This is a genomic window from Oligoflexus tunisiensis (assembly GCF_001748245.1).
GTDB classification, from domain to species: Bacteria; Bdellovibrionota_B; Oligoflexia; order Oligoflexales; family Oligoflexaceae; genus Oligoflexus; species Oligoflexus tunisiensis.
On sequence record NZ_BDFO01000001.1, the window covers coordinates 6,826,077 to 6,838,995 of the forward strand.

Sequence of the window (12,919 nt, forward strand, 5' to 3'; positions counted from 1 at the left end):
TCGCGGCTGTTGCCTGTGAACGACAGGCACACGCGGCATCCCTCTCCTTTCAACGCTGCTGAACAACTTCATCAATCGGAAGGCCCAGTTCATCCATGCGCTATCGTCCGTCCCGTCTCTTTCTTGAAAATCTGCGAAAGCATCGACTGGCCTATGGTCTGGGCACTCTTGCGATGCTGATCACCAGCATTTCAGAAGTGTTTCTGCCGAAGTTCATTCAATGGTCGATCGAAGTTCTCACCGATAAATCCGCAGTGGATCCCCACGGCACGCTCGATCGCCTCGTGCTGGGGCTTGTGATTTCCCTGACCCTCGGCTGGCTCGGACGCGTGGGCTGGCGCCAGATCCTGGCCCGGCAAACGCACCTGGCCGGACATGAGATGAAGACAAGGCTGTGGTCCGTCCTCAAGGATCAGCCCCTCTCGCTGCTCGACCGCTATTCGCTCGGCGATTTGATGAACCGGGCGACGGCCGATTGGAACAAGACGCGTTTCATTCATGGTTTTACGATCGTTCTGACCTTTGACCTGATATTTTTCACCACGCTTTCCGTCGCCTCCATGCTGATGATTCATGTGAAGCTCGCGCTGCTCTGCCTTTGTGTGATTCCGTTCCTGCCCCGCTACATCATCCGCATCAGCCGCCTGGAATACACCTTTCATCAGGTGGCGCAGGAGCAGCTGTCCCTGCTTTCCGATCTGATTTCCCAGGCGGTCAAAACCGTCCGTTTGCAACGCGCCACCGCCAGTGAAAAGGTCTGGCAGGAGAAGCTGCAAAGCCACGCCCGGGAATATGCGGATCGCCAGTTCAAGGTCCTGCATGCCAGCTGGCGGATCTTCGTGCTTGGCGCTTTGCCGACGATCATTGCCTACGGCATCCTCTTTACCTATGGAGTGATGGAGGTTCAGGCGGGGCGGGTCAGCATCGGCGCGTTCATCGCTCTGCAGTCCTATGTGCTCCTTCTCCAGTCGCCGCTCTTCGAACTCGGATCGGTGATCTCGGAATGGCAAACCGGTTTTGCGAGCTATCATCGCATTGCCGAGATTTACAATCTGGAGCGCGAAACCAAACCGACATCCGAAGCCTTGGTCCACCGCTTCCATAATCCCGACGTGGCCGTCCACCTTCAGGACCTTTCCTATTCCTATGATCAAAACCAGAGCGTGCTGACCCACATCAATCTCATTATTCCCCGCGGGGAAAAGCTCGGCCTCATCGGCCCGATCGGTGCGGGCAAGAGCACGCTGGTGAATATCATCGGCGGTCTTCTGGAACATCATTCCGGACTGGTGCAGATCCATGGACTGAGTCTGGAGCAGGGGCAGCGCGATTGGATTGTGAAGCAGGTGACGATGGTTCCACAAAAACCCTTTCTCTTCGCCGGCACGATTCGCCACAACCTGTCCCCCATGGGTACCGCGGATGACGAGGCCATGGTGGACGCTCTGAAGACGGTTGAACTTTGGGATGATGTCCAGAAATTCATGGGCGGGCTCGACTGCTGGATTGGAGAATGGGGCATCAATCTTTCCGGTGGTCAAAAGCAACGCCTGGCCCTGGCTCGTGCGCTTCTCAAGCCCTCCCCGATCCTGATTTTCGATGACTGTCTGAGCGCAGTGGATTCGATTACCGAAGCCAGAATACTCAACCAATTGAATGCGAAACTCGCTGGACTAACGGTGATCTGGACGGCCCATCGGCTGTCAACGCTCCAGCTCTGTGATCGCATCCTGCGGCTTGAGGATGGACACCTGCATCGCGTGGAGCGGACCGAGACCCGCCTTCCTGAATCCGGACACCGCAGCCCACAGCCTCTCGATGCTGTGGTGGAGGTTTAAGTCATGCAGCCCCAACAGGATACGATTGAACAACAGGGTGATTTTTCCGCTGTGATTGCCCTCTTTCAACACAGCCACGGCATGCGCGGTCGCCTGTTCTTCTGCGTGGGCCTTGTGATCGCCTCCGCCGGGCTTTTGATGCTATCGGCCAAACTCATGGGCCAGTTGGCGGAACTCCTTTTGCAAAAACAGGCCTGGCCCATGCTGATCGGAACCATTGCCGCGATTCTGGCCATTGAAAGCTTCAATATCCTGATCTATTACCAGGGCCGGGTCGGCATTGCCTATGTCACCAACAGGGTGGCCCTGCAGATTCGCGAAGCCCTGTTTCGCAAACTCAATCAGCTGCCGATGACCTACTATGATCAGCAGCCGCTGGGTCGCACCATCACCCGTCTGACGGCGGATGTGGAGGGAATTGAATCCTTCTTCAGCAATACCCTGCCGCGGGTTTTGACCGCTTTGATCACGGTCGTATCCGTTTTGATCGCCATGCTGCTGACCAACTTCAAGATCGGTTTTTTCATCTGTCTTTCGAGTCTGCCGGCCATCATCTTCACCGTTCTGATGCGCAAGCCAGTGCGTTTTTGGCTGCGCGACTATAAAAAACGCTCCGCAGCCATCAATTCCCAGCTGGCGGAACTGATCAATGGTCTGCCGGTGATCAAGGTTTTTGGCCTGGAAAAATGGAGTCAAAAGACCTTTCAACAAAGTTCTGAAGGAATGCTGCACTCTGCCTGCAAGCTGATGAACTGGAATACCTTCATCCGACCGCTGGCGGCGTTTCTCTGCTCGCTGCCGATTGTGATCATCCTCTGGTGGGGCGGGCACATGACCCTGGATCAGCAGATTTCCATCGGTTTGCTCGTGGCCTTCATTCGCTATGCGGAACGTTACTTTCGTCCTATCATGCAGCTCTCCTTTGAACTGCATCTGATCCAGGATGCCATCGCCTCTTCGGAACGCGTGAGCAAGATGCTCGATGAAACCGAGGAATCCTCTGTCCTCGGCCCCAGTGGAACGCACCGGGCCACCGTGCAGGGCGCTGTGGAATTTCATCAGGTCTGGATGCATTATCTGCCCGATCAGCCGGTGCTTAAGGGTGTGGATTTCAAGGTCGAACCCGGCACTTCGGTTGGCCTCGTCGGCAAGACCGGTTCCGGCAAATCCACGACGGTGCACCTCATTCCACAGCTTTATCCGATCCAGCAGGGGGAAATTCGAATCGATGGAGTGCCGCTCGAACAGTGGGATCGCACAGCGCTGCGGGAACAGATCGGAATAGTGTCCCAGGATGTGGTGATTTTTCAGGGAACCCTGCGGGAAAACCTGCTGGTTACGATTCCCGCAAGCGCCCACCCTTCCGATGACGCCGTGCTGGAAGCCTGTCGGCGGACCGGACTTTCCCTGGTGATGGATAAACTCGCGGCGGGGCTGGATACGATCCTTCAGGATGGCGGCTCCAATCTCAGCATGGGCGAGCGCCAGCTGATCGCCTTCACCCGCATGCTGCTGCGCAATCCGGCGATTCTGATCCTCGATGAGGCCACCGCCAATGTTGACGAGCCCTGCGAAGCCCTGATTCAAAAGGCCATATTGGAGGCACTACGGGGTCGCACCTGCTTTATTATCGCGCATCGGTTGAGTACCATTCAGCATTGTGACAATATCCTGGTGTTCCAGGACGGCCGCATTATGGAGCAGGGGCGCCATGATCAGCTGGTTCACCGTCAGGGCCACTATTCTCAGCTGGTGAAAAGGCAAATCGCTCATGAGTTTATTTGAAACGTTTCAACGTCGCATTGAAGAAACCCGCACAGGCGGCGAACAGCCTGTGATTATTTTCGACCTCGATGATACGCTGATCGACTGCCGTCATCGCAAGCATCGGGTGATTCATGACTTCATCAAACAAAGTCACGTGAAGGAAAGTTTTGCGCTCGAATGTCAGCTGGTCGAACGCATGAGCTGGGAGAACGTCCAGTATCGCGTGCTCGACACCCTGGCTCAGGAAGGGATACGCAATCAACTCTTCGGCGAGCAGCTCTTTAATTTCTGGCGCCAGAACTATTTCACTTATCCCTATCTGGTCGATGACAAACCCTTTCCCGGCGCTCTGGAATTCGTGCGGCACTGTCATGACCTCGGCGCGACCCTTGTGTATCTGACCGGCCGGGATATTCCCGGCATGGGCCAGGGAACGTTCGAGGCGATGCGCCGCATGGGTTTCCCATCGGATGACGCGCGCGTTCATTACATTCTGAAAGAGGATCCGGACATCAACGATCTGGAGTTCAAAGTGCTCGCTCTGAATAAGGTGGAACCCCTGGGCCGGGTGATCGCTGCCTTTGAAAATGAACTGCCGAATCTTCACGCGATGGCGGAACGCTTTCCTGATGCGGCCATGTATTGGCGGAAAACTCTTTACATGCCGAATCCACCGGAACCTCTGCCGCATATTCAGGTGTTGCTGCACTTCAAGGAAACGTGATGTTCGGGATTCATGATTACTCCCTCTTTATCGTGACGTCCATTCTCCTGAACCTGACGCCGGGTCCCGATACGATGTATATTCTGGGCCGCAGTCTGGCCCAGGGGCCCCGGTCGGGTGTCGCCTCAGCCTTGGGAATTTCAACCGGCTGCCTCGTGCATACGATCGCAGCAGCCCTCGGTCTCTCGGCTGTCCTGATGACCTCCTCCTCCGCATTCTTTGTGATCAAAATGCTGGGTGCGGCTTATTTGATTTTCCTCGGCATCCAGATGCTGCGATCGCCCTCCGTACTTCCCGAAACGCGGGTCGCAGAGGACAGCCTGAATTATTTCAAAATTTTTCGGCAGGGTGTCGTCACCAATGTGTTGAACCCGAAAGTCGCCCTGTTTTTTCTTGCGCTGCTGCCCCAGTTTGTCAGCAAGGACAGCCCCCATCCGGCCCTGGCGCTTCTGACTCTGGGTTTGACCTTCATTTTCACGGGGACCGTCTGGTGCCTCTGCCTCGCATTTTTCGCGGGTTTTCTGAGCGATCGCATCCGCCGCAGTTCACGTCTCTCGCGGTGGATCACAAGCCTGGCTGGGCTGACGTTTCTGGGTCTTGGTCTGAAGCTGGCTGTGAGTGAAAGGACGTGACCGGCTGCCCTTCCTTGCGCACGGCATTCGAAAGATTATGGACGTGACGGATGGGAACCGGGATGCGGTAGCGATCGATCAGGCTCATGACCAGATCCACCGACGAATCCAGATCCGCAAGATGCCCGGGAGAAACGAAGATCGGCTTGACCTTCGCCCGGGACCGCACCGCATAGCCGATCACTTCCTTGTGATGAATGATCGGGGTCTTTGAGCCCTTCGTATCATCCGGCTCTTCATATTTTCCGCAGAGTATATTCTTCGCCGAGCCGACGGTCGGAATCCCCAGCCAAAGCCCGAGGTGACTGGCAATGCCGAGCCTTCGCGGATGCGCGATCCCCTGTCCATCACAGAGAACAAGATCCGGTTTCACCTTCAGCTGCGCAAAGCCTTGCAGGAGTATCGGCAGTTCGCGGAACGAGAGCAGACCCGGAACATAGGGAAAGGTCACTCGATCCTGAACCGTGACCTCTTCGACCACTGAAAAATCCTTGCGATTCATGACCACGATCGCGGCAAAGAGCGTGTCCCCGCCCACATTGAACGACACATCACTCGCCGCGATCAGATCGCACGCGGCCGGCAAAGGCTGAAGCTTCACCCGTGACGCCAGTTCCTTCTGTAAAGCCACGGCCTCGGTGGGACGGAGATCCCATGGATGCAGATTGTCGAACTTCATCCGTTCTTGCTCCCTTGGAAACCACCTCCTTTAGGGGGTGGAGGAAAAGAGAGCCATCTAGCTCCCAGGTCGGAGATAAGCTTGTTCAATGGCCTAGGCATACATGTACCCGTCAAATCGTTGTAAGATCCGGCAATCCTTGTAACGAATTCCTTGAATAGTTTCTGTTCCCGTCTTGATGTTGAAGTTCCCCGTACTGCGCACAGCCAGGCGGCCCGAGTACTTCCCCTTCTTCTTTCCCTGATTTACGACAGCGTGGACGATATCCCCTGTCTGGAAACCGTGAACGCGTTTTTGCGCTTTGGGTCCGGTTCGTGGAAAGCCATAACGATCCATGAGGCACTGCTGCCGGCTACCGCGTCCTGTCGCCTGAACCTTAAGGGGTTTGAGCTTAGGTGGAATATAGACCTTCGTCCCACTCTCGCCAACGCAGGCGGCGTCAATCCAATGATCCTTTGCATAGTCCTGACGCATGCGGTTATGCTTGGTCCTGCCTCCAGACCAAAGGCTGAGAGGCAGGGCTAATTTAGCGAGTCGTTCTGCTATCGCAAAGCGCGTAGCGTTTACAGCGGCTGCATCTTTAAGGGGAGCCTTGGCAAAGCTAAGGATCCTAGTTAGCTTTGACTTATCCTTGACGAAGGTTTCAACGGAGCGTGAAGCTTTTTTCTGATTGCAAGGACGACAGGCCAGGGTCAGGTTAGAGACACGATTGCTGCCGCCTCGGGAACTAGGGACGATATGCTCGACTTCCAGCGGCAGGTCTTTCTTTCCACAGTAAGCACAAGCCCTTTGCCATTTTTCGAGAAGGTATTCGCGCAGCTCGTAGCCGAGGAGTTCTCCCTGCTGGTACTCAACTCCCGAGACCTCCGGGTTGACGAGCTTTTGTGTATCAAAACGCACGGTTTCAATGGCAATGGCGCGAATCGGGGAGAAGCGCTGAAGCTTTTTCGCCCAGTTAAAAACGTTCTCGACCCGTGAGAGCAGCGAGGGTGGCAGCCAGCCTTGGGGTCTTCTTCGGTTGTCAAAGCGCGGAGCGCGGTAGCGGGTATGACGATTTCTTCGAGAACGGCGAATGGCTCGGCGGGTGGTCAATGCCTCGCGTATGGCCAATCCTCTGTGAGCGATGTTTGCAGCGAAGACGATGCGCCTTCCCCGCTTTCCTTCCAAAGACAAAGCGAGGCCCGTGGTTCGGCTGCCCGGATCAAGTTTAAGTTCGAGGGGCTGGCAAACGCCCGTCTCTCGATCCTTGAGTTGAATGGTAAAGGGAAAGCGACGCGCGACCTTCGCCCTCCCTTTGCGCAGTAAGGCCCTCGCCCTTGCTGGATGGCAAGGCATGAGCTGCCGACCTGTGGTTGCTAAAACCAAGACTCTTTGCAAATGAGTTACCTTTCGGTCTCCGCTTTCGCGGGTAAAAGTCTCCTGGACAATGTTGCGGGCAGTTTGTGTACAAGCAGCACTGGCCTAAACCCCTTACACCTGTTTAACCACTTGTCGCAGAGCCTGAGACTGGAGAAGCATCTCAAGGTGCCTATGTATTTGCTCGCAACGTAGCTTTGGGATTTCTCCCTTGCTGAGTCGGGTCAACGTGAAGCCTACTTGGATTCCTCCTTACAAGCCTGTCCCTTTAGGGGCGAGTAGTTGACGGGCACCTCACACAGGGAAGTGAATACCACCGACAGAATAGGAAAAATCAGCAGGGAAGGTCAATTCGGGTGATTATGTTCATGTCCAAATGGAATTCATGCGGCGTCCCCTGGGATGGTTACGGCTTTGACCCTTTCCTGAGGACGCAAAAAACGCTACAAGAATCTCAAAACAATGGACGGACACAACGGGAGGCACATTCATGGCGACCGGAAACAGCTATCTTCTGGCTTTGGATCAGGGCACCACCAGTTCACGCGCGCTGCTGATCGATCAGCAAGGCCAAGTGGCCGGCATGGCTCAGCAGGAATTCCGTCAAATTTACCCGGAACCGGGCTGGGTGGAACACGATGCCCAGGAGATCTGGGACTCGCAGGCCCGGGTGGTGAAGGACCTCCTTCGCAAGCTGAGCGGACAGGATCGCCTGGTCGGCGTCGGCATTACCAACCAAAGGGAAACCACCGTTGTGTGGGATCGCAAAAGCGGGCGCCCCATTGCCAACGCCATCGTCTGGCAGGATCGTCGTACGGCTGCGTACTGCGAACAGCTGAAAGCGCAAGGCTACAGCGAAAAAATTCAAAGCAAAACCGGACTCGTGATTGATTCCTATTTTTCGGCGACCAAGATCCGCTGGCTGCTGGAAAAGGTGCCAGGGGCGCGGGATAAGGCGCAGCGCGGTGAACTCGCGGCCGGCACGATCGACAGCTGGCTGATCTGGCAACTGACGCGCGGTCAGGTCCATGCCACTGACGTGACGAATGCCAGTCGCACCATGCTTTACAATATTCACAAGGGTGAGTGGGATCAGGAGCTGCTCGATCTTTTCGAAGTGCCCAAATCGATGCTGCCCGAGGTGAAATCATCGAGTGAGATTTACGGCACGATCGACAAGGAACTCTTCGGTCACGCGGCACCGATCGCAGGAGTGGCCGGCGATCAGCAGGCAGCGCTCTTTGGTCAGCTCTGCCTGGAGCCCGGCATGATGAAGAACACCTATGGAACCGGCTGCTTTCTCGTCCTGAACACCGGCAGCCAGCCCATTGTCTCACAGAACAAACTACTGACCACGATTGCCTGGCGTTTGGGCAAGGAAACGACCTATGCCCTCGAAGGTTCCGTTTTTATCGCCGGAGCCGTGGTGCAGTGGCTGCGCGATGGACTTGGTCTGATTGCCAATTCCAAGGACGTGGAAGCCCTCGCCGCCAAAGCCAAGGATAATGGCGGCGTTTATTTCGTTCCGGCCTTCACCGGTCTGGGAGCACCCTACTGGGATCCTTATGCTCGTGGCACGATTATCGGCCTCACCCGTGGAACGGGACGTGAACACATTGCCCGTGCTGCATTGGAAGCCATCGCCTATCAAAGCCGTGATCTTGTGGAAGCCATGCGGGCCGATGCCAACATCCCGCTCAAGGAATTGCGGGTCGACGGCGGGGCCTCCGCGAACCCGGCGCTGATGCAGTTCCAGGCGGATATTCTGGCCGCAGCGGTTGTGCGTCCGCGCTGCCTGGAGTCCACCGCCATGGGAGCCGCGTACTTCGCCGGTCTGGCCACCGGGTTTTTCCCGCATCTCGATGCTCTCAAAAATCTCTGGCAGCGCGACGCGCGTTACGAACCCCAAATGCCGGAAAGCGAAAGACGGCGCCTGTACGGAATGTGGAAAGCGGCCATCAAGCATGCCTCGGGTTGGGCGCGTGATGCGGAGGTGCAGGTCTGAACCCCAGCCCCCCGCGCAGCGGGGTGGCCCCCGGTCCCAAGTTCGGGCATAATGGAGGGAACCAACACTCCATTTGCAACTTGTGGGTTGATTATGAAAGCGATTGCCCTGGGACTTATCGCCTCGTCCTTGCTGAATGGTTCCATCCGTTCGGAGCGCATGCGTCCCGACGTTCGCCATTGGGCCGAGGATATTTATGCCGCCGCCCCCCGTTACGAGGATCATGAGGATTTCCTCTCCGACCTGAACTTCGATGAGGACTTTGAGGACCTGAAGGAAGCGCACGCCAAATATGTGGAGGAACTCAAAACCCTCGAGCAGATCGACCTTTCCAAGGAAAGCAGCGGCCGCGCCTTCCTCCTGGCCAAGCAGATGGTCGAGGTTTCCCTGAAAATCTCCGCTTTTCAGCGCATGATGGCCGAACGCGAGCTTTACTTCAAATCCAAGGACTGGCGTCTGCAGGATGCCACCGCCCGCAGCCGGATTCCCAAGCAATCGGAAATTGAATCCCATTCCTTCAAAACCGTGGGTTTTGCCCGTAAACTCGTCAATGACACCACCTTTGAACAGGATCGCAACCAGTACCTGCTGATTCGCCTGCTGGCCCGCACGCAGAACTCCAATCTGTTCCTCTTCCTCGATCAGTTCAAAAAGCGTTTCCCCAAGTCCAGTTTCATGCCGCATGTGAACCTCGCTCTGGCGGAATACCATTTCCAGCTGAAGGAATACGACAAAGCGGAAGGTCTTCTCAAAAGCGTGATGGATAACAAGACGACTCCGGTTCGCCCCTATGCCATCTACAAGCTGGCCTGGGTTCATATCATGCGCACCCAGACCGAGAAGGATGAGGCGAAACGCAAGGCGGGTCTGGAAAAAGCGGCCGTGGCTCTGCGCCTGACGCATAAGCTGATGAACGACTGGGATGCCTATAAACCCGTCTTCAAACTGAAAGAGGAGGCCGCCGTCGACCTCGCCTGGGTCTTCGCTGAAATGCGCAGTCCCAAGGCCGAAGTGCAAAAATACTTCGAGGAAAACAAGCCCAAGGCCGGCTATCACACCTATCTCACCTACCTCGCTGTTGATGCCATCCGCGATGGCGACAGCAGGCTGGCGGAATCCGCTTTCGCCGAGTATCTGCCCGAAGAAACGGAAAGTCGCTACTATCCGCGCAATCTCATGAGCCAGATCGACCTTTTCATCCAGACCCGCAGCTTCGATAAGGTTCTCGAAGGCTATAAAAAAATCCGCTCCCTCTTCGATGATGAGAACCCATGGATGAAGGAATGGCGGAAGGATAAGCAGCTGGTGGACAGCTATCAAAAACAGCTGTCGAATCACCTGATTCTGACGGCTTCCAAAATTCAGCAGGAAGCGGAGAAGATGGCTTCCCAGCCGCCACCCAAGGCGGTCAAAGGTCAGCCCCTTTATGATGCCAGCAAGCTGATGGTGATCAGCAAGAGCTACTATGATCTCTTCATGGAATGGTATCCCAACAGTGATGCGCAGGATGAAGCCCGTTACAACTATGCGCTGCTGGTCTTTCAAAACGGTGAGATGGAGCGGGCGATTCAGCTCCTGACCAAAATCGCCAATGACACCAAAAGTCAGCATCGCCGCGATGCAGCCTACAGTCTCGTCGTCGCGGCCGCCAACTGGGATTCCACACAGGCCGTGCCGCAACTTCCCGAGCCTGGCAAGGCGAAAAGCCCTGTGCCTCTGACCCGAAGCAAAAACACTCTGATTGAAAAGATCGATTTCTTTTATAAAAACTGGCCCGAGGACGAGCAGAACATTCCCGCGCTCTATACGGCGGCGCAGACTCTGTTCGAGTTCGGACACTACGACAATGCCATGAAGCGCTTCGATGGTCTGATCAAACTCGCCCCCAAGACCGAGCAGGGTGAGGCCGCCCTGAACACTCTTCTCAGTTACTATGTGGAAGTCTCCCGCTGGGATGATCTGATTGCGGTCTGCAAGGAATACCTGGCGAATAAAACCGTGGCCCGCTCCGGCCATCGCAAATTGATTCAGCAGACTCTCGAATACGCTAAATCGCAAAAACCCCAGTAAGCCCCAGGACCCGGTCCAGGCCGGGTTTCCACACCACATTGAACCACATAAACAAACTACGGCAGCACTGCCTATTGAGCTCAGGAAGATCCTGCAATAAACCTGTCCGAATCTCGTCTTCCTTCGCAGCCCGAACGTGAGGCTGTGTCCATCACATGAGATTCAACAGGAGACCCAAATGAAAGCAGTACTCGCAACCGCTCTTCTAGCCACTTTGACAGCCTCTTCCGCACTGGCGGAAGTCCAGGTTGAAACCCGCGCGTTCCACACCAACCTGCGCCTCGACTCGGAAGAAGTCATCTATGTCGCCGATGGCCTGGGCAAAGACACGTTCACCATGAATGAAGACCACTTCAACACCGCAGGTTTTGGTATCGCGGCCGTGAATGCGATTGATGACACTCTGGAATTCGGTCTGGGTCTGAGCTTCGCCCGCTACTATCCCACGACAAAAGTTCAAATTGACCAGACCATTTTGAATGCCTTCACCCGCATCAACCTCGCCAAAACAGAAACGGGCAAGGTCTTTATTCTGGGCGGTCTGTCCCGTCAGCAGCTTGCTCAGGAGTTTGATGATGAGCAACTCGGCACCACCGAAGGCCGCTACACCCCTATCGTAAACGGTGACGTTGGTTTAGGCGGTTCCCTGAATCTGGGTGGCGCCGATCTGGGTCTCGAATACAAATATTCGAGCACGGTGGCCAGCGGTCGCGCTTCCATCCGGAATAACTACAACGGCCAGGGTTTTGCTCTCACAGGCACCCGTCGGGATAAGATGAAAGTGAAAGGCGTGGTTCTGGAAGGTCAGGAAATCGCGCTGACTCTTGGCATGAAAATCTAAAGCTTCAGGAACTCCATCCGACGTCAAAGTCGGATGGAGCTTTGTCCTTCAGTGACTCAATTGAACTTTGGCCTGCTGCCATTCCCCACTCTGAATCCGACTGGAATCCCACTCGGTACTATACTGCAGGGCCTTCTGCCCCTGATGCAAAACCGATCCATACCAGGCCATCACTCCACCTAAATTCTGAGCTTTCACGGCCGTCGTCATGGAACGAATCGTCGCATCAGAGGCTGTTCCCTTGAGCCCCAAAAGAATCTTCCGTTTGGGCACATCGGCCTGAATCGGAAAACCCTCCCAGCGATCCTTGCCCGGAATCTTTGCGTAATTGCCGATGTAATCAAGGGCCATGGTGCCTTCATAAACCATAATGCCGATCGAATCGACCAGACCGTAATCCGTTCCATCCGGTCCAAACGCAGCATTCACCAAAGTATTGGCCGCATCCACCTGGGGGTAGCCATAGACCGGCAGTGTCACGAGAAAATTCGGATTGAGACGTTTCAACTCCCGCACAAACTCCACCAGATTTTTCCCGGCTCTGCGATCGTTGCCGGCTCCCTCTTCAATATCCAGATCAATGCCATCCGCTCCATGTTCATGCGACCAACGGGCCACGCGCTGCGCCATGGACCTGGCGGCTTCCGGTGAGGTCAGCCAGGGCCAGGGATTGATACCCGTGCTGTAAGCGATGCCGCCGACAGCAAAGATAATGCGCGTTCCAGCCGGGACCGCTCCCGGCTGATTCGTACCGCGACTGCGCGCGAGCCGCGTGAAAGCCGGTGGCACACTCATCGTATCCGGGCGAATGAACGTGAAATAGAGCGTGCTGAATCCTTCCTGCTGATAGCGATGCAGTTCCGGTTGCCAATCCGCATGACTCGGGTAGCGTGCGTCGGCATCATCGGCCAGGAGGCTGTAAAGTCCCACCTCCGCCGCCACGGATCCTGATCCCAGACAGGCGGCCAATACCGTTGACATGAACCACTTTTTCATCAGAAACCCCC

The 12,919-nt window shown here is 55.7% G+C and carries 10 protein-coding genes; 7 read left to right on the forward strand and 3 right to left on the reverse strand.

The window, feature by feature from the left end:
* Positions 1–95 precede the first annotated feature (95 nt).
* The 4 genes from OLTU_RS28365 to OLTU_RS28380 are packed head-to-tail and all read left to right on the forward strand — an operon-like array spanning position 96 to position 4,961.
* Complete coding sequence (locus tag OLTU_RS28365) at positions 96–1,838, forward strand: ABC transporter ATP-binding protein (protein WP_141736099.1); 1,743 nt, start codon at positions 96–98, stop codon at positions 1,836–1,838.
* Between the two features lie 3 nt (positions 1,839–1,841).
* A complete protein-coding gene (locus OLTU_RS28370; protein ID WP_141736100.1) occupies positions 1,842–3,623 on the forward strand; it encodes an ABC transporter ATP-binding protein in 1,782 nt (593 codons plus the stop codon).
* Entirely contained in the window at positions 3,610–4,329 is a 720-nt protein-coding gene (locus tag OLTU_RS28375; protein ID WP_141736101.1) for an HAD family hydrolase, read from the forward strand. The genes OLTU_RS28370 and OLTU_RS28375 overlap by 14 nt, the downstream gene beginning before the upstream one ends.
* Entirely contained in the window at positions 4,329–4,961 is a 633-nt protein-coding gene (locus OLTU_RS28380) for a LysE family translocator (RefSeq protein ID WP_141736102.1), read from the forward strand. The genes OLTU_RS28375 and OLTU_RS28380 overlap by 1 nt, the downstream gene beginning before the upstream one ends.
* On the opposite strand, the gene nfi is transcribed toward OLTU_RS28380, so the two are convergent.
* Positions 4,894–5,640 (reverse strand): deoxyribonuclease V, encoded by a 747-nt coding sequence (gene nfi / locus OLTU_RS28385; protein WP_141736103.1) that lies wholly within the window; start codon positions 5,638–5,640, stop codon positions 4,894–4,896. The genes OLTU_RS28380 and nfi overlap by 68 nt on opposite strands.
* 93 nt (positions 5,641–5,733) lie before the next feature.
* Entirely contained in the window at positions 5,734–7,017 is a 1,284-nt protein-coding gene (gene iscB, locus OLTU_RS28390) for an RNA-guided endonuclease IscB (RefSeq protein ID WP_141736104.1), read from the reverse strand.
* Positions 7,018–7,486: 469 nt separating this feature from the next.
* On the opposite strand from iscB, the gene glpK reads away from it, so the two are divergent.
* The 3 genes from glpK to OLTU_RS28405 all read left to right on the forward strand — a co-directional run bounded on the left by glpK (position 7,487) and on the right by OLTU_RS28405 (position 11,912).
* Positions 7,487–9,001, forward strand: coding sequence for a glycerol kinase GlpK (gene glpK, locus OLTU_RS28395; protein ID WP_141736105.1), 1,515 nt, complete (start codon positions 7,487–7,489; stop codon positions 8,999–9,001).
* A 93-nt stretch (positions 9,002–9,094) separates the two neighbouring features.
* Positions 9,095–11,071, forward strand: coding sequence for a tetratricopeptide repeat protein (locus tag OLTU_RS28400; RefSeq protein ID WP_141736106.1), 1,977 nt, complete (start codon positions 9,095–9,097; stop codon positions 11,069–11,071).
* 178 nt (positions 11,072–11,249) lie between these two features.
* Positions 11,250–11,912 (forward strand): hypothetical protein, encoded by a 663-nt coding sequence (locus OLTU_RS28405; RefSeq protein ID WP_141736107.1) that lies wholly within the window; start codon positions 11,250–11,252, stop codon positions 11,910–11,912.
* A 48-nt stretch (positions 11,913–11,960) separates the two neighbouring features.
* Here the strand turns inward: OLTU_RS28405 and OLTU_RS28410 are convergent, their stop codons facing one another.
* Positions 11,961–12,908 (reverse strand): glycoside hydrolase family 18 protein, encoded by a 948-nt coding sequence (locus tag OLTU_RS28410; protein ID WP_141736108.1) that lies wholly within the window; start codon positions 12,906–12,908, stop codon positions 11,961–11,963.
* Between the last annotated feature and the right edge of the window lie 11 nt (positions 12,909–12,919).